The following is a 22,909-nucleotide window of genomic DNA, read 5'->3' as shown; positions in this document are numbered from 1 at the left end:
AGCAATATGAAAAAGAATACGTTATACTGTTACTTACACACAAAATGAAGGAGGATCTACGATGCAATTTGATATAATCGGTGATATACATGGGTGTTACGATGAACTTTTGGATCTGCTCAAGCAGCTTTGCTATCAGCAGAAAAATGGGCAATATTCTCATCCGGAAGGAAATAAGCTTGTATTTTTAGGAGATCTGACAGACCGCGGACCAAACTCCATCGCAGTTATCCAGCTTGTCTATCAGTTAGTCATCGAACAAAAAATAGCTTATTATGTACCGGGAAATCATTGTAATAAACTATACCGTTATTTTTTAGGAAATCAAGTGCAGAAAAAACATGGGCTGGAAACAACCGTCGCTGAATGGGAGAAATTGGATATAAATCAAAAAGAAGATGTCCAGGAGAAGTTTATGACCCTTTATGAAAAAGCACCGTTATATTTATATTGTAAAGATATGAAGTTTATCGTTGCCCATGCTGGAATAAAAGAAGGCTTTATCGGACAGAACAATTCCCGCGTAAAGTCATTTGTTCTCTATGGAGACGTTACCGGTAAAACGGATCATCACGGGAAACCGGTTCGCCGGGACTGGGCTAAGCATTATCATGGAGAATTCTGGATTATTTATGGGCATACACCTGTTTTAGAACCGCGTCAAATCAACCAGACCATCAATATAGATACAGGCTGTGTCTTTGGAAATAGGCTGACCGCTTTTCAATTTCCAAAACAAAACATTGTTTCCGTACCTTCTAAACAGCCGTTTCAGTCTGATCGTTTTACGGATTTTACGTAGGAGGAACAGTCAGTTTTTTCATACAGTTGACCATATCTAATGGGAGTGGACAATCAAAACGCATTCTTTTTTTCGTAAATGGATGTACCCATTCCAATGCTGCACAATGGAGAGCTTGCCGCTGTATGTCATCTGTTTTGCCCCCATAGAGGTCGTCTCCGAGAAGCGGATGACCAAGATGACTGAAATGAACACGGATTTGATGTGTTCTTCCAGTTTCCAGCTGCACACGTAAGGAAGAAGCCCTTGTATGTGAAGAAACGGTTCGGTAATGGGTGATGGCCTCCTTGCCCTTCTCCTTATTCACTTCCCGTTCAATAATGGAAGCTTCCTTGCGGGCAATCGGTGCTTGGATTGTTCCGGCAGAAGGCTCTATTTTTCCTGTTATCATTGCTTCATAGACACGATGAATCTGGTGCTTTTTCTGCGCTTCTGATAATAAAGCATGGGCATAGCGATTTTTTGCAACCAGAACAAGACCAGACGTGTTTTTGTCCAACCTTGTCACGATGTGTACAGTGGCTGGATGACCTGAAGCATTGTAGTAGCTTTGAATACCATTTGCTAAAGAAGTATAACGGTCATTCATACCTGGCATACAAGCCTGACCGGCAGGTTTGTCAATAACTAAATAGTCGTCATCCTCGTAAACAATAGTCAACTCCATCTCCGTTGCTTCAATATGGCCGGAAGTTTCATCCGGAAAAATGACCGTCAATTGATCATGTAAATGAAGTATTTCTTTCATATGCGCTTCTTTTTCATTGAGCAAACATTTGCCGCCCTGTTTTCTTATAGCAGTCAGCAATCTTCTTGAAAAATGCAGTTTCTTGTGTAAAAAATTCTTCATTGTCATCTGGGCGCCTGCATCATCAATCACCCAGCTTTTTTGTATATTTGCTGTCATTATTTATTCTACCTCGGTCACAAAGGAATCTCTCACACGATGCCAGAAAGGAAACTGTCTAAAACGGGCAAAACGGATTTTTTCATCTGCTACACGGCATTGTATGGATTTTACTTCATGATAATTTTTCGTGAAATGGTCAATTTGAATTAAAAAGGAATTGTCCACCATCGGTTTTAGAAAACATGTATGATGTTTCGGCAAAACTAACGGCGAACCGATTGTACGGAAAACACGGTTATTAATAGAAGCGTTTTCCGTTATTTGAATTGCCTCCAAAGACGGGTGAATAATCGCTCCTCCAAGGGCCTTATTATAAGCAGTACTTCCAGATGGCGTGGATATACATATACCATCTCCCCGGAACGTTTCGAAATGTTCTCCCTTTAATTCCACATCCAAGACAACAGAAGAACCATCTGCTGTTTTAATCATTGCTTCATTCAGAGCAAGGTGCCTGTCTTCTTTTTTGCCTAAATCATCACGGATAATGACTTCCATTAATGGATATTCCACTGTTTGGAATGGCGTATTGGCAACTTCAACCAAGAGCTTCTCTACTTCTTCCTGCGTCCAATCTGTATAGAATCCTAAATGCCCGGTGTGCACACCGATAAAAGCCGTCTCTTGCAAACGATGGAGATAGCGATGGAAAGCCTCCAAAAAGGTACCGTCACCGCCCACAGAAATAACCAGGTCAGGTTCTTCTTTATGATACTCCAATCCGAAAGACTCCAAATAATGGCGCATCATATTTTTTAATTTATTGGACCGCTTGTCTCCTCTGGCAACAATTTTAAACTTCATTATATTTTCCCGTCCTTTATCTATGATTTCCGATGAAAAACACGTTGCGCTTCATGGATTTCACTTCTGATTTTTGACATTTCTTCATCCAGCTTAAATGCAGCTTCAGCAGCTTTTTGCAGCCGCAGCTTAACCTCTGAAGGTAAATTCCCTTCATATTTATAATTTAATGAGTGTTCATTGGTTGCCCAAAAATTCATCGCAAGTGTACGTATTTGTATTTCTGCTAGAACAATAATTCTTCCGGTTACTGTTTCTACCGGATATTCAATAATCATATGATAAGACCTGTAGCCACTTTCCTTTTTATGAAAAATATAATCTTTCTCATCAATAATCTGAAAGTCATTACGCTTTCTGAGCATTTCGACGATGGGATAAATATCATCAACGAATTGACATACCACTCTAATTCCTGCGATATCTTGTAATGTATCTAAATTCTCAAGAGGAATTTGCCGTTCACGCGCTTTTTCAATAATGCTCGGTATCGGCTTGACTCTTCCTGTAACAAATTCAATTGGTGAATTACTGGATTCTCTCTCATATTCTGATCGAATTCCTTTTAACTTCACTTTTAATTCTTCGACCGCCTGTTTATACGGCGCCAACGTTTTTCCCCAATCCATCGAACATCACCCTATATGTAAACTAATATCATCTTCTTTATTTTATCACAGAGTGCCCGTACAACAAAGAAAAGCGACAGTACCTCTTATTTAATACTCCCGCTTCAATTAAATATTATATGACTAATTACTGCATAGTAAAAATCAAATATAAAATAATTCTTTACTTTTTGATGTCCTCTGTATACTTTTGTTGAAAATACTAACCATAAGATTTTAAGATTCATTACAAAATGCCTCAAAATGTCTATTGTAAATCCATTCCATAATAAGTAACTATAAAAAAATGCTCAATCGTAATAATTTCGATAGCAGGTATTATTTTTAAATTTTATTTCCAAAATAGCCTCCTAATACTCTTACGATGCTTAATGATGAACTTATTTATTTTTAAAACAGTTACTGTGCAGTTCTCTTTGGTTACTTTAGAGAATTTAGATATCTCCTTCAAAGTTTGCTTGATAATCATTTAAAAAAACTTGAACGCTAAGAGCGGAACGATTTAACAAGTTTTTAATATCGTTTGTTACAAGCTTATTGCTGTCCTCTAGGTATGCACCTGCAATATTAGCAAGGTCATATGCTCGCCATGATGGGGTCCCTCTTTCCAGAAGAATTTCATAATATTCTTTTTGTGGGACTTGATTATAATAAATTGACTGATTTAGAATATCCGATAAATATTTTGCAATTTCCTCATAACAAACTGCATCAGATCCTGTTAATGTATATATTTTTGAAATATGACCGTCTTCCGTTAAAACTTTAGCAGCTATTTCTGCAATATCACGTATGTCAACTAAAACATATTTATCAGAACTCATAAGAGCTGAAAAAGCACCTTTTTTGCAACTGAATCACTTGAACGCAACAAATTTTGCATATACAGTTGCGGACGAAGGGATGTACAATCCATCTTTGAATTTCTTAATTTTTTTCTATATTTGCGTGCCAGCACATTAAACTGATTGGCGAATCTTCAGAGGCAGTAAAAGCTGACAATTTCACTATATGCTTGACGCCAGATAACTCAGCGATTTTTATTACGTTTTCATGTTGTTCAACTTGGTCAGGATTATCCCGGCCAGCTAAAAAAGAAGTTCCACACCTTTAACTGCCTTTTTCAAAGTTTTCCTATCTTCAAATGTACCTTCTGTCATCTCTAGTGATGAATTGTGAAAATCTTTAAAAGCATTTTTATCTCGCACAAAAACTCGTACAGGCACATTCATGTTTAAGAGATGTTCAACAACTAAACTGCCAATTTGCCCGATCGCTCCTGTGATTAAAATCATGCGGATGATCCTCCAGAAAATACCGAATTATTATATTTAAATTGTAGTTTTTTGGTAAACGAGAATTGTTGAACACGATATGGACAAACAATTTATACGGATATTCATCGATACATCTATTATACACAACTCAAAATATTGAATAGGGTAGCCAACATTATTTTAATTCGTTTGAAATTTTATCTGCATAATCCATTATATACATTTTAAACTTTTCAATTTCACTTATTTTTTGTTGGGTTTTAACGCCTGCTATAGATAATGAAGCTACGATATTGTTATTTGAATCTGTTATTGGTGCTGCCATACTTATAGCACCTTCTATCGGATCGTCTATTCCAACTGAAATATTATTTTTTTTGACTTCATTTACTTCATCTATGAATTTTTCTTGATCAGTTATCGTGGCTGAAGCATACTTCAATAACGGGGTAGCGTTAATATGATTAACAATATTTGATGTAGATTGATAAGCTAAGAAAACTTTTCCGAAATTACCATATGTTATCGGGTATTTTTGCCCAGGCTGAGCAAATACTCTCAACGTATTTGTCCCTTCTACTGTTTCAATAATTATAATTTCATTATTTTCTAAAATAGCTAGCTGAACCGTATCTCCTGTAAGTCTGCTTAACTCTTCCATTTGTCCTATCGCAAGTTCTCTTATTTCATTCTCTTTTTTCAAATTAGAACTTAACTCAAGAATCTTATAGCCCAATGAATACTTATCTGTAGTAATATCTTTCTTTACCAAACCACGGCTTTCTAAGGTTTGTAATAATCGATGTAATGTACTTTTTGTAATATCTAATTGCTGACCTAACTCTCTTATTGTTTTAATATCTGACTGACCTAATGCTATTAATATATCTATCGCCTTATCTACGGAGGATACAGTTGTTTGTTTTTCTTTTTTTACACTCATAGATTATCACCCTTTTCAAAACATACTCCCCCACGGTTTCCCTTGGCCCATCTTTATAAATATCATCAAGAAAAGAATTACCAAGGGAAACTCTAAGCAGTGAAACACCACTCCTTATAAGGGTTAGTATACAGTGTATAAACTCAATTAAGCAAGTTTAGAAAGTAGCATTAAGTTTCCTCTTTATACTAATAGCCATAAGTCTTTCTTACTTGTTCAAATGCTGACGGTTCCAAATCTTGCGGTTTTTGATAAGAAACATCTCTGCTTACTGTCAAATTATATTTCTGATGTAAATCAACCATCATTTCTAATGTTTTAATTGACCCAACATTTGTATCGATGATAGGTATATTTTGCAATTCACTTGGTATATTTTCTTTTTCAAAAAATGCTGCTAAAACCGTGCATCCATTGATGATTACATCTGCTCCTTGACTCCTGAATTCTTTAATATGCTCTATAATACGTTCTTGACTTTTCTCTGGGTATTTTTTAATATCTTCTACTCCCATATCAACAGATTTTATTCCAACACATTCCGTATCTAATTTATTTTGTTTAAATAAATCATACGTTATTGCATCAGCTCGTGGTGTATCTGTTAAGAATGCAAAGCGTTGCCCCAATTGCCTGGCCAAAAATATATTAGGGACGGAACCGCCTATAACTGGTATATCAACAAGTTCTTTAGCTTCTTTTACCCCAGGTTCAAAAATGCAGGAAACAAATACTCCATCAAAACCTTCTTTTTCTGCTTGATAAATTCTTTCTACAATATCAGGTACTATTAATGATTGAAAGTATGCATGCCGGATAAAAGGAAGACCCCTATCTAAATGTTCAACAACAATGGAAGTGTCTTCACGTGTAACACTCTCTATAACATTAGATATTTTCTCATCATAAGCATCCGTAGCAAATGGGTTAATTACGAGTAATTTCAATTTTACACCCCGCCTTTTTATAAAACTTTAAATTTTAATCTTTTGTGATTTTTCCTGATATCTACATTATTCACACAAATTTATATTCTATAATGCTTTAAAACTGTTCAGAGACTGTTTTAGGCTCCATAAAATGAAGAATGTAACCTGGTCCACCTGCTTTTGAATCCGTACCAGATAATTTGAACCCGCCAAATGGATGATAGCCTACTATTGCTGCTGTACATCCACGGTTAAAATATAGATTTCCTACATGGAATTCTTTGCGTGCTTTTTCAAGATTGGTGCGATTATTAGATATAATAGACCCTGTCAATCCATAATCTGTATTGTTTGCAATGTCAATAAGCTCATCGATAGAAGTCCCTTTTGTAAAAGCGACTACTGGTCCAAATATTTCTTCTTGCATAATACGTGATTCAGGATCTGCATCTGCAAAGATTGTTGGTTTAATAAAATATCCTTTTTCTTTATCGCTGGTTCCCCCAAATACAAGGCGGGATTCTTGCTTTCCAACTTCAAGATAATTACTGATTTTATCAAAAGCTCCAACATCACATACAGGTCCCATATAAATATCAACACTTTCAGGGACACCGACCGTCAACTCTTCTGTCAATATTCTTACTTTCTCAAGTACTGTATCATAAACATCCTCGTGAGCAACAACCCTTGAGCAAGAAGCACATTTCTGGCCGCTGAATCCAAATGCAGATTGAACAATTGATTCAGCAGCAAGATCTAAATCAGCTTCACGATCTACTATGATTGTATCTTTTCCGCCCATTTCAATTGCTGTTTTTTTCAAGAAATTTTGTCCCGGTTGAACCTTTGCCGCTTTTTCATATATACTTATGCCCACCTCTTTTGAACCGGTAAAGTTAACAAAATGAGTTTTAGGATGTTCAACAAGATAATCTCCAATCTCTCCTCCACTGCCAGGAAGAAAGTTTACAACACCCGGCGGCATGCCTGCTTCTTCAAGTATTTCGATAAATTTAAACCCTGTAATCGGAGTTAAGCTAGCTGGTTTTAAAAGGATTGTATTTCCAGCTACCATCGGGCCAACGGTTGTTCCCGCAAGGATGGCATAAGGAAAATTCCATGGAGAAACTGTAACGCCTACTCCCATAGGCAAATAAGTAAACTGATTATTTTCAATCGGCCGATTTTTAACATCTACTCCATCTTTATATTGAATCATTTGCCGTCCATAATACTCCATAAAATCAATGGCTTCCGATACTTCACCATCTGCTTCTTTCCAAGGTTTTCCTAACTCATAGACAATCCATGCAGAAATTTCATGTTTACGACGACGGGTGATTGCTGCTGCACGAAACAATACATTGGCTCGAGCGCCCGGATCCCATGCACTCCATTTTTTAAATGCACGCTCTGCTTCTTCCATCGCCTGGTCTACATGATTTTGCGTAGCTTTGGATACTGTACCAATCACTTCATCATGTTTAGCTGGATTGACGGATGTAATTTTATCAGTTGTTGTAATGCGCTCTCCTCCAATAATCAATGGATAATCCTTACCTAACTCACTCGCTACATAAGTCAATGCATTTTCAAATGCTTCTATATTTTTGGCATCTTGAAAGTCTGTTGAAGGTTCCGCAGTATATGGGGCAACCATAAGATCACTCCTTCAGAATATAATAATCTATTTACATTGTTTTAGCCTTTTATTCCATCAAGTTACAATGAGTCCTTTCGAGAATTCTTTATATTTACCCATCAGTTCAAACGCTACTTCTAAACTATCTTCCACATTAAAAGAGGCACGATCAAAACCTAACATCTCTTTTAAAATTTTTTGTGTGTATTCCGGATAAACGACTGTTCCATCATCCTCGATACGTTCAATTCCATCAATTTTATTACAGTCTTCATTAATTTTTATTGCTTCATCAACTGTAATATCATCAGGCAGTGCCAATTCTGCACCTTCTTTACTTAACATAACTGGATAACCGCCTGGAAGTCCATGTGGTGCGGGTGCATGCATAAATGTCGGTGTTGGATTAAGTAACGCATACATATTTCTTATTGTTGAATTTGCAGATACAGTTGTAAATTCCGTGTAAGGAGGATATAACTTCACGGCATCCCATAATAACTGATCTGTATCAAATTGCTCTGTAACATCATTATCCTGTACAAGTACTTTTACATAATAAGGACCTTTTTTATATCCAGCTTCTCTTGGATAAACCCACCAAACATGATGAGCTACCAGATATACTTTTACAACATCAATGGATACATTTAAATCACGAGATACTTTTGTACGTACGGCAGCTTCAATTACATCAACGTTCCCTATACCAATAGTAGGCGCCAAACCTACTTTATCTAAAGCAGGGTTTGTCATATCGGACAAAGCTGTATTGATAACATGAGGGTTTACACCAGATTTTTTAACCGCTTTCATTAATTGATGAATTAAACCGAGTTGAGCAGGCAGCCATGCACCAAGACTTGCTGAACTAAGTTTTTTATATTGCTCTTCTGGAAGTTTTCTGATTACATGCCACGTCTGTAAAACAGCACAATTAATAATAAGATCTGGCTTTTCTTCTTTAATCAATTCAGCAGTAGTATCAACATTTACTAAGTCCACTTGTTTAAATGTTACTTTAGGATATAGCTTAAATACTGCCGCTCCAATTACAGCATTGTTGACTCTCCTTTCACTAACTTCCTTATTAACATCACAAACTACTAATTCTGGGCATTTGGGATCTCTTACTAAAAATTCCAGTATGTGAGTTCCAACTTCTCCCAATCCAAAAAGCATTACTTTACTCATTTTTTAACCTCCATTTATTTTTAGGACAGCGTCCTATTTTTATTTTATACTACAATAATTTTCCGAAAATAGCAAGTCTTTTATTTATTTCTGTTAATTAATATTTACTTTTTCAGTTTCTTCTGTCACATTCTGCATTTCATTATCTGTTTGATTTACTTCATTTGTATTCCACATGAACAAACCTGTATACCCATATACAATGGAAATAAAGATAACTAAAAGATTGTACCAGGCAAAAGGCAAGTAAGATAAAGTACTAACACCTAGTACAGCCGATACAAATACCCCTCCGTCCACCCATGGAAATAGTGGAGATGTAACTGTAGCTCCTGCTTCTGTATTTCTAGACAACACGGTCTTATCTATTTTCATTTCTTCATAATTTTTTTCTGTAATCTTACTGCCAGTTATTATTCCCACATAAGTAGATCCTCCGAAAGCAGTTCCGAATAATGCAGTACTCATAGTTGCTGTTGTTAGCCTTCCTTTACGCTTGTTAATCCATGATGACATAATATTAGTAAGCACTTGAAGAATACCTATCTTGTCCATTAACCCTCCTAACCCAAGTGCTAATAAGATAATTAATATTACATCAAGCATGAACATAATCCCACCTCGGTTTAAAAGCTCATTAATGATTAAATAATTAGATTCTGCTGAATAGCCTTCATAGATAGCCATGAATGATTCATTTATTGATTTCTCTTGAAACAGTACAGCCCATATGGATCCTAATAATGCACCAAAAGCGATTGTTGGAACTGATGGTTTTTTCATCATTAACAAAACGATAACAATCAGCGCAGGTATTAACATATACCATTGAATGTTAAAAAACTCCTGAAGAGCCGCTTGAGTTTCTTCAGCTTGTACCATACTCACCGATCCGTCGACATAAAAAAAGCCGACGATTATAAATAGAATACTAGTTATAACGAATGCAGGAATGGTAACATAAAACATTGACTTAATATGTTTTATGATATCTACATTACTTAAACTGGATGTTAAAACGGTTGTATCAGATAACGGAGAGATTTTATCCCCCATAAAAGCACCCGATATCAGTGCCCCAGCAGCAAGTGGAAGAGGGATCCCGAAACTTTGGGCAACTCCCATCATTGCGATACCAGCAGTACCTAACGTCCCCCAAGACGTACCAGTAGCAATACTGGTAACCATACATAATATCATCGCCGCGAAAAGAAATATTGATGGATGAATGAAATTGGTTCCGTAATAAATGAGAGTAGGCACTATACCACCAATAATCCAAGTTCCAATTAAAGCCCCAACGGTTATTAATATCAAAACACCTTGGAGACCTTTTGAAATTCCTTCTTGTATCCCTTCCTGTAATGAATCATAATTATTTCCGAGATATAACCCAAACAGTATCATAAATGTCCAAACGAGTATCAAAGCCATTGCTACCGGGATTTCAAAAACCATTATCGATAAAAGCATTATGGCGGTAAAAACCAATAACATTCCGATGATTTCTAAACCGTTTGGTATACGTGCCTCTTTTTTAGGTGACTTCATGTTTATTACACCTGCCTATGTTTTTTATTCTCAAATATTCAAGCATATATTTTATAACTGATTGTTTAACTTACAATACTAATTCTAAAAAATCACAAAAAATTCCCTTATTTTAATTTATATTTTTCCACCGACCTATTGTTTATCTCTTATGTTATATTTCCAAGCTTTATCTTCATCCATCATTTTTTTTACAGAATAAATAGTTAAAAACTGTACAAAGATAATCGGGATTCCCATTAGACCTGATAGAACTTCAAGCGGAGCTAAACCACCTATTCTCATAAGAATTAACGTAACCATTGTTAAAATGATCGCTACGATAATGGTTAATGTTTTCGAAGGTTCTTCTTCACTCATATTTTTAGTACTTGTGTACGATGCGATTGTATAGGTTGTAGAATCTAAAGTTGTAGCTAAAAAAATGGTTGTTATAAAAATAAAGACAATAATAGCTATTATTCCTAATGGTAAAGAAGATAAGATTTCTGGAATAGCTAACATTGGATCCTCTTTGGCAATATCTAAGACGGGGATATCTCCATTTATATATCTATGAACACCAAGGCCTCCAAGCACTCCAGTAACAACCCAAGAAACAAGAGTTGGTGCTAATAAATACGTTAAAATCATCTCTTTAATTGTCCTGCCTCGGGATATTTTCGCTATAAATACACTCCCTAACATCCCCCATGTTGAATTGTAAGCAATCCAAAACACTGTATTTCTTTCCATAAAAGAAGTTTCTCCTAAATTTAATGAATTTGTATATAGAGACATATCAATGTAATGTTTAAATAAAAAACTGATGTTTTCTGTAAAATAATTGATAATGAAAATGCCAGGACCTACAATCATGATACACAATGCAAAAACACCAGCCAGATACATATTAAAAGTACTTAATTTTTTAATTCCTTTATCAATCCCCAAATAAGCGCTTATAGTAAACAATAGGACCCATACAATAATTACCAGTAACGTTAATCCAAATGTTACTTCCACATCAAAAAGTGAAGCCAAGCTGTAAGTAACAAGTGGAGTCGAAAACCCTAAAGTAACAGAAGCTCCGGATAAAATACTCAAAAGAAAAATTATATCAAGAATTTTTCCTCCTATTCCGTCAATAATTTTATCTCCTAAAACAGGACGGCAAGCTTCAGAAATTCTCAATAGGGGCTTCTTACGAACATGTAATACATAGGCTATGGCTGGCGCAGCCACTACAAAGATAGAAAAGATTAAAGGACTCCAAATAAACATACTGTATGAACTTCCCCACAAGAGTGCTTCTGTTGACTCGGGGGTAACCCCTGCTGGCGGATCCAATGTCACATCCGTCCATTGAATTATACCCGTACGCATGACGGTAGACCCCAAACCAGTGGCTATTAATATAGAAGCATATTGAAAGAGGGTAAATCTCGGCTTATCCTGAGGTTTACCTAAAACAACATTTCCATATTTAGAAAATGAAAAGAATAAAGTAGCAATGAATAATATAACTGCGTACCAAATATAACCCCAAGAAAATACTTGTACAATATAATCAAAAATACTATTTAATATGTTAAGAGATTTAGATTCAAATATTGAAAAAAGTATACTTACAATAGAAATAATTAAAATAGAAGGTACAAGAATCCTATAGTCTGATATCCCTTTTCTACTTCTTACATCTACTTTTTTATTCATCGAAAGCCTCCAGCTTTTGACTTTTAGTATGTGACAGTATTAGTTATTATTGGTACTGACAGGTAATTGTCAAACCACATTTAGATTTACATATTCAACACACAGGGAGTAAACTAATTTATTAAATCTTCTCTCCTCTTATTTATCATTCGAAATCTAGGTTTCAAGATACTTACCAAAGTCCAATAGTCTTATGAAACAGAAAGGAAAAAGTTACTATATAAAATATTGATTCATAGAAAATAAACCGTTTAAGTAAAATTGAATAGAATATTCTTAATTCTATAATTTATAAAGGCTCGGAGATTTATGAGGAAATCAATAATTTACATATCAATCTTCCCTTGTTTCTTGTAGGTAACAGCTCAATCCCCAAGCCATGAGAACGAAATTTCATTATTATTTAATCAAAACAGAAAATAATATTTTGTGAATTCGAAACCATCCGTATTATTTTACTTTATTTACCATTGATTAAAAATTGTATTTGAATGATTCACTTGAGATTATTGGTTATCATACTTGAATATCCATTACAACAAATTTATCATAAATTTGCAGCAACATGCGCTCCCTCACTAATAGCATCGTGTAATCGCCTCGGAGCAACACTGTCTCCAATTTGGTGTAATTTCACTTCAGGTAAAGAAGATTTTATATTTTCATACAGGATATTATCTCCTTCTTCAAAACCAACTAAAACAACGAGTGCATTATCTTCTACTATTCTGTCCTCATTCGAAAATATATCTTTTATCACAAGCTGATCATTTTGATCAACAGTTAATTCCTTATTCGGAAGATGCATAATTTTATTCTTCCCTAAAAGACTATACATCTCAGCTTTTCGCATATCATCTAATTTATCGCTAATAGACCAATGTGGTGTAACAATTTCTACTTTTTTAGCCCCTTCTTCTGCTGCAAAAAGTGCTGCACTCGAACCTCGATAAACCCCTTCACGATCATAAACAATTACCTTCTTATCAGAAGAAATAGGAATTTTTCTACTTAATATTTCTGTTTCTGTCACAACATTAGTGTTTTTCTGGAATGGATTAAATTGTATTGAACCAATTGCCAATATTACCACGTCTGGATTATAATCAAGGATAGATTTTGTTGTTCCATTAAAATTTGTTTTTACTTGAACTCCTAGTCTGACTAGTTCTTCCTTCAACCAATTTACATGTAATCCATAATGCGGTCTCTCTTTAGAAACGGAAGTCAATAATACTTTTCCACCTAACTGATCAGAACTCTCTAAGAGGATAACTTCATTGTCTTTTTCAGCTGAAATACGTGCGGCTTCCATACCTGCAGGTCCTCCACCAATAATTATTACTTTTTGCTTTTGCGCAGATGTCTTTTTAATTTCGAGAGAATCATCTGCAATAGCAGGGTTCACTGTGCAAATCATAGGCATTCCTGAATATAACCTTCCAATACATCCTTCACTACAAGCAATACATGGGCGTATTCGGGAAAACTCTCCTTGTTCTGCTAATTTTGGCATGTCTGGGTCTGCGATGATTGCTCGTGTTATTCCGACTAAATCACATTTTTCTTGTAGCAATGCCTCTTCTGCTTGGTACGGATCAAGAATCCTTCCAGCTACCATTACAGGAACGGAAAGATGCTCTTTCATCATTTCAGCAAGTTCATTATTAAGTCCTCGTTCAAAAGTATCTCCAGGCACTGTTGCAGCCTGTGTTTTATAATTTGCGTTTGTACTTCTGCCAATATTAAACAAATCGATACATCCTAATTGATCCAGCCTTGTGGCAATTTTTAGCATATCTTCTCGATCAAGGCCCAATGCATCAGTCATAGGATCTCCAGTCATACGAAAACAAATAATAAAATCTTCAGAAACCGCAGATCTCACAGTTTCAACTACTTCAATACTAAATCGCATTCTTCCTTCGAAGTCCCCACCATAACGATCGGTACGATTATTTAATTTTGGACTCCAAAACTGTTCAATCAGATGTCCTCCGAAAGAAGTAACTTCAATACCATCCCATCCACACGATTCTAAACGTTTGGCTGCGTTTGCGAAATCTTGAATCAAAGAAGGAATTTCATCCGTACGCATAACATGTGGGATCTCATTGTGAACTCCTTCTGGAACTGATGAGGGAGCGGAAATGGGTTTTCCGTCAATAACAGATGTTCCACGTCTTCCCATATGAGTTGCTTGAGAGATAAGTAGCGCACCATGATTGTGTACACGATCGGCAAGATCTTTAAACGCTGGTTCATTTCGTTCATCCCAAAGACTTATTGAACCGTAAGAAGCTGAAGAATCTTTTTGTACAGAAGCGGATCCAAATGCAATAATAAGCCCTGTTCCTCCTTCCGCTTTCCTTTCGAGATAACGGGTATGTTCTTCATATAACAATCCATCTGCTTCCCACCCTACTGCATGTGCAGCAGAAACAATTCGATTCTTCAACTCTTTTTTACCGATTGTCAAAGGACTAAATAACTTCTCTAACTTTGTTTCTGTTGTAATATTCATCTTTGTATATGCCTCCCTCTATCTGTTTAAAATTTTTATCAAGAAAAATAAAATAATACTAGCTAGCGAACTATTTATCACTTACTACTTCTTGAATAGAGAACTTTCTTGAAAACACGTAAAAATGTATTTAATTCATAATTATAGAAGCTCTTGTTATTTCTCTGGACACAGACTTATTAAGAGCTGTTTCCAATTCTTCAAATTTGAATGGCTTACCAACTATCTCCTCAAATGGATATTTGTCAATATTTTCAGATAAAAACTGCAAGGATTTATTTAAATACTGAGGATCATAACGAGAAAGTGATATTATCTGGATTGATTTTTTTATAGGCAAACTTGGATCAAAAGGAATCGATCCTTCTGCCAGATTTCCAATACTGACATATTGACCCCCTATTCTAATTAAATGAAGGCCCTCATTAAAAGCAGGAGCTACACCGGTTAATTCCATTGCTATATCTGCACCTCTACCATTTGTCAATTCATAAACCAAGGCTGAACGTTTTTCAACTGTATCGTACTCATTCATATCTATGACATAGTCCGCGCCAAATCTTTTTGCCATTTCTAAACGATTTTGCACGCTGTCAATTACTATCGTCTTGGCACCAAATTCTTTAGCGAGAGCTGAAGCATTTAGTCCTAAACCACCGGCTCCTTGTATGACTATTGAATTACCATACTTAAGATTTGCTTTTTCAATTCCAAAATATACTTGTGATATAGCACAGTTTGCACTTGCAGCAACGGAATCCGGAATATTATCTGGTACTTTGTAAAAATGCTGATCAGGATGAATATAATAATGAGTAGCAAATGTTTTATGGAAATGTGGATATTCATCCGGTAACTTAGAATAAAAATTATGAGCGTTTTCACAGAGATGCGCCTGATGATTCGTACAGTAATAACATCTGCCACATGTCAAATAATAAAGAGCGGATATGCGGTCACCAACCTTTATTGGAGTGCCTGCATTATCAGTATAGACATCAGTTCCCAAATCCATAATTTCACCAACCATTTCATGACCTAATAAACCTGATGTTTCTGATGGATCGGTTCCTTTCCAAATATGCACTTCAGATCCACAAACATTAGTACGCAGAATTTTTGCTAAAACAGACCCTTCTTCTGCTTTTGGCAAAGTATACTCCTTAACTGTTAACTCTCCCGGTTGATTCATTACTGCTATTTTTCCTTTCATACAAACTTCCTCCCTCATATTTTCATTAATAATTTCAATTCTGTTTTCTGTAGTAATAACCCTACTATAATTAATACTCATATACTGGAAATAGTTTGGTACCTACAAAAGTAACCGCTTTCAAAATTACTCAAATAGTCTTTATTAATTAAATATTTTTTGAGTAAATTTAAGGAACATATAAACCCTCTCCCATCAAATATTTCTTGTAAAACACTAAGTTTAATCAAACTTCAAAATATTAGTACATAGTCCCATTTTTTAAAATATTACTATAATCATCCAGAAACGTCAACCATATTTTTTTAAATTTGTAAATGGTTTGAAAATTCATTAAAATAAAATTAGAATCTGCAATAACTGTTATAAACAAGGAATTAATATGTATCAAATAATACTCTTTGCAATATGTAATCTTATAAAATTACCACAAATGAAATTTATTGAATGTCTCCAATGAAATTTGTTTTACGATTTCATTGGAGACAATCTCTTCTTTTTTATGATTCACTTTATGAATGAGCATAAATCTTTCTGCCACAGTTACATAAATATGCAGCACATGTTTAAGCATTACAACTTATATAAACACCGAATCCGCTTATTGCCATTCTCTATTTCCAGTTACTATATTTTCTTAGATATGGTAGTACCTATTTAACCTTTTCTAAATCAAGTTCTTCGAATGCTTTAACTCCTGCTTCGGCTACTCGTACATCATTAGGAACACTACTTCCACTCACACCAATAGCGCCCACTACCCTGCCGTCTTTTTCGAGAGGAATACCACCTCCAAAAACAACTAAACGTCCTTGATTTGTTGTGTTTAAACCGTATAGTTCGGCGTTAGGTACAGTCGCTTCAGCAAGATTAGAAGTAGGCATTTTTAAAGCTACAGAGGTCCATGCCTTATTTTGTGCGATATCAATACTCGCTAGCCATGCATCATCCATACGATGCGTTGCAATGAGATTTCCACCTTCATCTAAAATAGAAATCACCATCTGGACACCGACTTTTGAAGCTTCATCCTCTGCTCCACTAATAACTTCTTTTGCAATTTCCAAGTTGATTTTGCTCATTATTTTCCACCTCTTTTGTAAATTTAAATGATATTAGCAGCCTCATTTTAGGCTAGTTAATTATTACCTTATTTTAAAATCGCAGTCTAATCTTTTAACAGTTGAATCATTTTAACTAATTAAGATTGATGTTTTATTTTGCAGTTCTCTGATTCAATAAGGCTAATCATTTATAGAGTTGATATAGACAATCTGTCGCAAATAAAACTATAGAATGCTCCCAATACGAACCCCTTCAGCAACTGCGTCACTAAGTTTTCTTGGAGCAATCGAATCGCCAATAAGGTGAACATCTAAATTGGGGGAAGCCTTCAAAAGTTGTTCATAAAGTTCATCTTGGGCTTTTTGGTAACCGACAAAAACAATAACATCTACATCCTCTACAACTCGCTCACGCCCGGACCATACTTCTTCCAACAGAAAATTTTGATTTTTTTGACCAACAAGTGTCTGGTTTGGCGTCAATATCACATTATTTTTCGCCAATAAAAGATATAATCGCGGCTTTTGCATCTGATCTAGATCCTCACTAACCGACCATAATGGGGTAACAATTTCTACTTGTGACGCTCCTGCTTCGGCTGCAAATTTAGCGATGCTTGCCCCACGGAATTTGCCTTCACGATCGTACACCAAAACACGAGAGTCAGGCGAAATAGAAATCTGCCCATCAAGAAGTTCAACATCTGTCGTACAACGGGCTGTTATACCTTTCACTTCAGGTGGAATTTCTGCATTTGACCCTGTTGCCAGAATTACTGCATCTGGATTAAGATTCAATATTTCTTCTACTCCAGCTTTCTCATTTAATTGTACATCAACATGGAATCTTTTTAATTCTCGTTCAAGCCACTTTATATGCCTTCCAAAGTGTGGACGTTCAGATGCAGCTGTTCCAGTTGCAACCTGTCCTCCGAGATGTTCGGCAGCTTCCAACAAAATAACTTCATGTCCACGTTCAGCAGCCACACGCGCTGCTTCCATTCCTGCAGGTCCTCCTCCAATAACAACTACTCTACGTTTATTTTTCGCCTTCTCAAAATGGGCTAATGAGTCATCTGCAACAGCTGGATTAACAGCACAAACAATCGGCCTCCCTGAATAAAGTCTCCCAATACTGTCTTCAGTTAATGCGATATCTGGACGAATTTGAGAAACTCTCCCTTCCTCTGCTTTTCGTGGTAATTCTGGATCAGCCATGATTGCCCGAGTCATAGCTACAAGGTCGCTGTTACCTTGATTCAAAGCTTCATCAGCCTGGTCTGGATCCAAGATCCTTCCTGCTACTAATACAGGCACAGAAAGGTGTTCTTTCATTCTACGGGCGTCCTCAACATAAGTGCCTCGTTTGAAAGTATCCCCTGGTACTCCTGCTGCTTGAACAATCATGTCAACCTTGGTTCCTCCAGCAATATTAAACATGTCGATATGTCCTAATTCATCAAGTTCCTTTGCTATTTCAATCATATCGTCTTTATCAAGACCTAATTTATCAGTCAGCGGATTTCCAGTCATCCGAAAGCCTATGATAAAATCATCAGAAACCGCTTTAGCTACTGCCTCAACAACCTCAACAGAAAAGCGCATCCTGCCTTCCAAATCTCCTCCATAACGATCCGTGCGGTCATTAATGGTTGGACTCCAAAATTGTTCAATCAAGTGTCCTCCAAAGGACGTAATTTCAATTCCATCCCATCCGCATCTCTCTAAACGTGCGGCCGCTTCTGCAAAAGCATCAACTATAGGTGGTATATCTTCCGTACGCAATACATGCGGAATCTCACGATGAACTCCTTCAGGAACTGCAGATGGAGCCTGTAAGGGCCTTCCACTTAATGCTGAATCACCACGTCTTCCCATGTGTGTAGCCTGAGACATAATAAGCGCTCCATGTTCGTGAGCATGTTCCGCAAGTTCCCTTAACCTCGGTTCATTTTTGGGGTTCCACAAATCTATAGAGCCATATGAAGCTGACGATTCTTTATAAACGCTCGCCGACCCAAAAGTCATGATTAACCCTGCCCCTCCTACTGCCATTCTTTTCAAATAACGAACATGTCGATCACTCAGTATCCCATCCGTTTCAAATCCTGTTGCATGTGCAGAAACTACAATTCGGTTTTTCACAGTGCGATTACCAATATCTAGTGTGCTAAATAAGCTTTTAAAGTCTGTTTTTTTCTCACTATTAACGTTTGCCATTATAAAAGCCTCCTATAAAAATTAGTAGTACACACAGAATCACAAATACCTTCTTTCCCATGAAATACTGTAATAATCATATTTTGTTACTACCTTCTAATTCATATTTTTATACCATCACCTTTCAGATTTATAGACTTATAACAGGACCTCATTGGTCATCAACTCTGTGATGCAACCTGATTTTCAAACAAAATAATACATTTAAAACGACTAGAAACAAGATTTCACTCATTCATTTATTTAAGCGTTTTCATAAAAAGATAATAAATATTATTGACACTTCTGTTATGTGTCCAAATAGTCAAACTTCATCTTTCATACTTGTTATTTTTAATGATTCGAAATAATCTAATGCCAGACTTGGCACGTTGTCCAATTAATTACAACATCTGGTTTAGATTTGAAACTAATTCCGCCGTATATTCATTTAAATATGAATTTGTAATAAACTCTACAGATGGCTGCTACGAAAAGTGTATTATCAACTTTCTGAACACCTCCTTATTAAAGTCGCTATTAATCACTTCTGAACATTTAGAATTTCAAACAGGAAACGTAAAACATGTGTTTGAACTTCATACGAACATTTTTAGGACTTAGTCCCGTTTGGACTTATGTTACAATAAATATTAAAAAATAGCAATGGCTGTTTTTTAGTCTTTTTGATATTTTTTGCTGATTAATGTTGTCTTAATTAATGTTATTTTTTATTATTACCGTTTCATTTTATAATGCATTATTTTACTATTAGAAGTCCTTCTACTTAATATTTGGTATCATTTATTTCGATACCTTGCATAAAACTGTTCGAAATTAAGCTTCTTGGATTGTGCTTAAAATATAAAATTTGATACATTTTTACGTATAGCCACATGATTCATAATTTAAAAATAAAAGCTTTAACCTACTTTTGCAGATTTTTTTAATTGACGTCTCTTTTCGGATTCCGAAACTACCAGGGCACATACTGTATCACCAGAAATATTTACGGAAACACGCATCATGTCAAGAAGGCGATCAATCCCAATAATAAGTGCAATACCTACTACTGGCAAAGAAACCTGACTAAGAATCATGGTTAACATAATTAATCCAGAATACGGAACACTTGTCGTACCAATACTGGCTAATACTGCAAATATAACAATCATGGATAACTAAAAGAAAGTTAAATTACTTCCATACACTTGGGCTATAAATATTGTTGCCGTCCCTTGCATAATAGCAGTTCCATCCATATTCATCGTTGCCCCTAAGGTTTGAACAAACCTACTGATTTGTTTAGGAATCTCTATTTTTTCTTGGGCCATTTTTAGAGAGACAGGAAGTGCCGCAACACTGCTTACCGTACTAAACCCAATTAGTATTGCAGGTAAAAAACTCTTGTAGAACCGTATCGGATTCATTTTACCCAGAAAATATATAATTGCCCCATAGAAAACAAGAGCATGCAAAAGTAAACCTAGTATAACAACCAGCATATAAGAAACCATAGCTCTTGCACCATCTAAACCCATCTGACCTATCGATGAAGTTAGCAAACCAAAGGCACCATACGGAGCAAATCGCATAATCAGATTAACCAAAGTCATTACAATTTCGTTCCCTTGTTCCATTAAATTTCTTAGTCCTTCCACTTTTTTCCCTAGCAGTGCCACTGCAAGCCCAATAAAAATGGAGAACATTAGAACTTGTAATATATTTCCTTCAGACATCGCTTGTATTGGATTAGATGGGATTAAATCTAAATAGTTACTTTTTAGATTAGTGGTTTCCCCGCTGAAACTTAATGCAGAAGTATCAACATCCACATTTCCCGGCCGAAAAATAGATGCTAAACTTATTCCTACCACAATCGCAAAAATAGTTGTACCAAGAAAAAAGTGACTGTTTTCACTCCAATTCTTCCTAATTTTTTCGGATCACCTAAAGAAGATACACCTAAGACAAGAGAAAAAATATTAGAGGTATAATTATCATTTGAATTAAATTGTGAAATATTTCCCTAAGCGGACCAAACAGGTAATTTTCAAGTGTAGCAAACAGATTCGGAGATAAATAATGTAATGGTATAATGTTATGCCCACTACGGCACCAAGACCAAGAGCAATCAAAACTTTTATAGTTAGATTCATACTTTAGCCTCCATTAATATCGTTGATTACTAAGCTTCTTATATTCTAAATAATTCGAAAAATGAATAATTTTAAAGTAAATAATTATTTGTCAAATTTACCAGATAATGTTAAACAAAAATAGTTTCCTTATACTAATTCTTCACCTAATACATCTATAATATTATCATTCATTTTAATTCCTCAATCTTTTAAGAAATAAGAATATATTAATTTATGATAAATTTAAGAAACCATTCAAAGTAATAGACAATATAAATTTTATTTACATGCAATAATTTCTACCCTAATAATGGATTTATTTTTTAATTGAACCGCGAATTTCTTGTATCTGATTCTCCGCTATCAGAGGTTCTCTATCCCTGACTGGTAACGAAATGGATACTTTAGAAAAATTCTTCAAACATGTAACGCTGGCAGCCATCACAGAAACGGTTTATCGCAAATGGAATTATCTCTATCGATGCAATTCATTTTGAAGTACGTGATGAAGCCCTAATCCAAAAACAAGAAAAGTAATAAACAAATCAACTATAATTTATTATATTCTCAGCCGTTTCATTACTACGACTCTCTAACAATTAAATCTACACAAAAAATAAGGCACTTGTTATGATAACAGGCCCTTATTTTACAGTATTCGATTGTCCCCTTCTAAATAGTTAATCGATAGGCATCATTTTCATCATTGTAACTTAATGGATTTTACTGTATTACAATTCCGTGAGTTCACATTTTATATGTGAGAGTACTCCTTAATTATTAATTGATATTAAAATCTATTTTTAGACGTATTAATATTAAAATTAGCTTTAATTTTTAATTGTTTCATTCTGTTCTCTCTCCACTCATACATTCCATTAATAAATAGGGATAATGGATTCGCCTAATTCAGTAAGAAAATAAGGGGCAGCACCCAAGTATACAGGTTCTTTATTATCTTGTATCGTTACTCAATGTGTCTGTAGATGAGTTTTTCTTACCTACAAACGGTCTGTCAAATAAGTACCAGAAGTATACAAGAGGAAAAGCAAATGGATAGTTTTATGGATAAAGAGTTAATGATCATAGAAGCATTGGTGAACAATATCAAAGAAGTTAGATACATCGAAGAATAATACATAACAGAAAGAGCCGATAAAATGAGATATAAAAACCTCAAATTATTGGCTCTGCGTCTTTGCGTCTGGCTCTGTTATTACAGTTACTTTAAATGTAAGCGTCAAATAATTCCCACCTACTCTTTATAAACCACGCATGAGATAATCTCCATAGAAAATCATACGGAGGTTATGCGATGACAAATGCAGAAAAAAGAACAGAATGGAAAGCAAGATATGATGCTTGGAAAGCTAGTGGTATGCAAGCTGC

General features: G+C 35.4%; 16 protein-coding genes and 2 pseudogenes. 2 read left to right on the top strand and 16 right to left on the bottom strand.

Going from position 1 to position 22,909, the window contains the following annotated elements:
• Positions 1-61: 61 nt before the first annotated feature.
• Positions 62-802, top strand: a complete 741-nt coding sequence (gene prpE / locus ACFQ19_RS08250) for a bis(5'-nucleosyl)-tetraphosphatase PrpE (protein ID WP_379591605.1) — start codon at positions 62-64, stop codon at positions 800-802.
• Here prpE and ACFQ19_RS08245 read toward each other — a convergent pair.
• The 16 genes and pseudogenes from ACFQ19_RS08245 to ACFQ19_RS08170 all read right to left on the bottom strand — a co-directional run bounded on the left by ACFQ19_RS08245 (position 795) and on the right by ACFQ19_RS08170 (position 21,316).
• Positions 795-1,709 carry an RluA family pseudouridine synthase gene (locus ACFQ19_RS08245; protein WP_379591604.1) on the bottom strand — a complete coding sequence of 305 codons (915 nt, stop codon included), beginning with the start codon at positions 1,707-1,709 and terminating at the stop codon, positions 795-797. The genes prpE and ACFQ19_RS08245 overlap by 8 nt on opposite strands.
• A gap of 3 nt (positions 1,710-1,712) precedes the next feature.
• Positions 1,713-2,516 (bottom strand): NAD kinase, encoded by an 804-nt coding sequence (locus ACFQ19_RS08240; protein ID WP_379591603.1) that lies wholly within the window; start codon positions 2,514-2,516, stop codon positions 1,713-1,715.
• Positions 2,517-2,536: 20 nt separating this feature from the next.
• Positions 2,537-3,145: a GTP pyrophosphokinase gene (locus tag ACFQ19_RS08235; RefSeq protein WP_379591602.1), complete on the bottom strand. Its 609-nt coding sequence runs from the start codon at positions 3,143-3,145 to the stop codon at positions 2,537-2,539.
• A gap of 434 nt (positions 3,146-3,579) precedes the next feature.
• Positions 3,580-3,969, bottom strand: a complete 390-nt coding sequence (locus ACFQ19_RS08230; protein ID WP_379591601.1) for a hypothetical protein — start codon at positions 3,967-3,969, stop codon at positions 3,580-3,582.
• Positions 3,970-4,233: 264 nt separating this feature from the next.
• Positions 4,234-4,440 (bottom strand): SDR family oxidoreductase, encoded by a 207-nt coding sequence (locus ACFQ19_RS08225; RefSeq protein WP_379591600.1) that lies wholly within the window; start codon positions 4,438-4,440, stop codon positions 4,234-4,236.
• Positions 4,441-4,597: 157 nt separating this feature from the next.
• A complete protein-coding gene (locus tag ACFQ19_RS08220) occupies positions 4,598-5,365 on the bottom strand; it encodes an IclR family transcriptional regulator (protein ID WP_379591599.1) in 768 nt (255 codons plus the stop codon).
• Positions 5,366-5,553: 188 nt separating this feature from the next.
• Positions 5,554-6,312 carry an aspartate/glutamate racemase family protein gene (locus ACFQ19_RS08215; protein ID WP_379591598.1) on the bottom strand — a complete coding sequence of 253 codons (759 nt, stop codon included), beginning with the start codon at positions 6,310-6,312 and terminating at the stop codon, positions 5,554-5,556.
• 97 nt (positions 6,313-6,409) lie between these two features.
• Positions 6,410-7,957, bottom strand: a complete 1,548-nt coding sequence (gene pruA, locus ACFQ19_RS08210; RefSeq protein WP_379591597.1) for an L-glutamate gamma-semialdehyde dehydrogenase — start codon at positions 7,955-7,957, stop codon at positions 6,410-6,412.
• Between the two features lie 57 nt (positions 7,958-8,014).
• On the bottom strand, positions 8,015-9,133 hold the full coding sequence (locus tag ACFQ19_RS08205) for a saccharopine dehydrogenase NADP-binding domain-containing protein (RefSeq protein WP_379591596.1): 1,119 nt from the start codon (positions 9,131-9,133) through the stop codon (positions 8,015-8,017).
• Between the two features lie 93 nt (positions 9,134-9,226).
• Complete coding sequence (gene nhaC / locus ACFQ19_RS08200) at positions 9,227-10,684, bottom strand: Na+/H+ antiporter NhaC (protein WP_379591595.1); 1,458 nt, start codon at positions 10,682-10,684, stop codon at positions 9,227-9,229.
• A gap of 135 nt (positions 10,685-10,819) precedes the next feature.
• Positions 10,820-12,379 carry a BCCT family transporter gene (locus ACFQ19_RS08195; protein WP_379591594.1) on the bottom strand — a complete coding sequence of 520 codons (1,560 nt, stop codon included), beginning with the start codon at positions 12,377-12,379 and terminating at the stop codon, positions 10,820-10,822.
• Between the two features lie 547 nt (positions 12,380-12,926).
• Positions 12,927-14,903, bottom strand: a complete 1,977-nt coding sequence (locus tag ACFQ19_RS08190; protein WP_379591593.1) for an oxidoreductase — start codon at positions 14,901-14,903, stop codon at positions 12,927-12,929.
• 130 nt (positions 14,904-15,033) lie between these two features.
• The gene (locus ACFQ19_RS08185) at positions 15,034-16,116 is read right to left on the bottom strand and encodes a zinc-binding dehydrogenase (protein ID WP_379591592.1); all 1,083 of its coding nucleotides are present in this window, start codon (positions 16,114-16,116) and stop codon (positions 15,034-15,036) included.
• Between the two features lie 653 nt (positions 16,117-16,769).
• Positions 16,770-17,198 (bottom strand): GlcG/HbpS family heme-binding protein, encoded by a 429-nt coding sequence (locus ACFQ19_RS08180; protein ID WP_379591591.1) that lies wholly within the window; start codon positions 17,196-17,198, stop codon positions 16,770-16,772.
• 207 nt (positions 17,199-17,405) lie between these two features.
• Positions 17,406-19,400, bottom strand: a complete 1,995-nt coding sequence (locus ACFQ19_RS08175) for an oxidoreductase (protein ID WP_379591590.1) — start codon at positions 19,398-19,400, stop codon at positions 17,406-17,408.
• Between the two features lie 902 nt (positions 19,401-20,302).
• Positions 20,303-21,316, bottom strand: a pseudogene (locus ACFQ19_RS08170) (dicarboxylate/amino acid:cation symporter).
• 1,120 nt (positions 21,317-22,436) lie between these two features.
• Here ACFQ19_RS08170 and ACFQ19_RS08165 point away from each other — a divergent pair.
• Positions 22,437-22,656: pseudogene (locus tag ACFQ19_RS08165) on the top strand (XRE family transcriptional regulator); the annotation flags it as partial.
• Positions 22,657-22,909: the final 253 nt, after the last annotated feature.

Origin of the sequence: Oceanobacillus locisalsi, from assembly GCF_042675985.1 — a bacterium.
Taxonomy (GTDB): Bacteria; Bacillota; Bacilli; order Bacillales; family Amphibacillaceae; genus Oceanobacillus; species Oceanobacillus locisalsi.
This window is presented reverse-complemented; position numbering and strand designations above follow the sequence as displayed.

Excerpts from the sequence above, each read along its gene's own strand:
- prpE (WP_379591605.1), top strand. The coding sequence starts at position 62 with ATGCAATTTGATATAATCGGTGATATACATGGGTGTTACGATGAACTT.
- ACFQ19_RS08245 (WP_379591604.1), bottom strand. The coding sequence starts at position 1,709 with ATGACAGCAAATATACAAAAAAGCTGGGTGATTGATGATGCAGGCGCC.
- ACFQ19_RS08240 (WP_379591603.1), bottom strand. The coding sequence starts at position 2,516 with ATGAAGTTTAAAATTGTTGCCAGAGGAGACAAGCGGTCCAATAAATTA.
- ACFQ19_RS08235 (WP_379591602.1), bottom strand. The coding sequence starts at position 3,145 with ATGGATTGGGGAAAAACGTTGGCGCCGTATAAACAGGCGGTCGAAGAA.
- ACFQ19_RS08230 (WP_379591601.1), bottom strand. The coding sequence starts at position 3,969 with ATGAGTTCTGATAAATATGTTTTAGTTGACATACGTGATATTGCAGAA.
- ACFQ19_RS08225 (WP_379591600.1), bottom strand. The coding sequence starts at position 4,440 with ATGATTTTAATCACAGGAGCGATCGGGCAAATTGGCAGTTTAGTTGTT.
- ACFQ19_RS08220 (WP_379591599.1), bottom strand. The coding sequence starts at position 5,365 with ATGAGTGTAAAAAAAGAAAAACAAACAACTGTATCCTCCGTAGATAAG.
- pruA (WP_379591597.1), bottom strand. The coding sequence starts at position 7,957 with ATGGTTGCCCCATATACTGCGGAACCTTCAACAGACTTTCAAGATGCC.
- ACFQ19_RS08205 (WP_379591596.1), bottom strand. The coding sequence starts at position 9,133 with ATGAGTAAAGTAATGCTTTTTGGATTGGGAGAAGTTGGAACTCACATA.
- nhaC (WP_379591595.1), bottom strand. The coding sequence starts at position 10,684 with ATGAAGTCACCTAAAAAAGAGGCACGTATACCAAACGGTTTAGAAATC.
- ACFQ19_RS08195 (WP_379591594.1), bottom strand. The coding sequence starts at position 12,379 with ATGAATAAAAAAGTAGATGTAAGAAGTAGAAAAGGGATATCAGACTAT.
- ACFQ19_RS08190 (WP_379591593.1), bottom strand. The coding sequence starts at position 14,903 with ATGAATATTACAACAGAAACAAAGTTAGAGAAGTTATTTAGTCCTTTG.
- ACFQ19_RS08185 (WP_379591592.1), bottom strand. The coding sequence starts at position 16,116 with ATGAAAGGAAAAATAGCAGTAATGAATCAACCGGGAGAGTTAACAGTT.
- ACFQ19_RS08180 (WP_379591591.1), bottom strand. The coding sequence starts at position 17,198 with ATGAGCAAAATCAACTTGGAAATTGCAAAAGAAGTTATTAGTGGAGCA.
- ACFQ19_RS08175 (WP_379591590.1), bottom strand. The coding sequence starts at position 19,400 with ATGGCAAACGTTAATAGTGAGAAAAAAACAGACTTTAAAAGCTTATTT.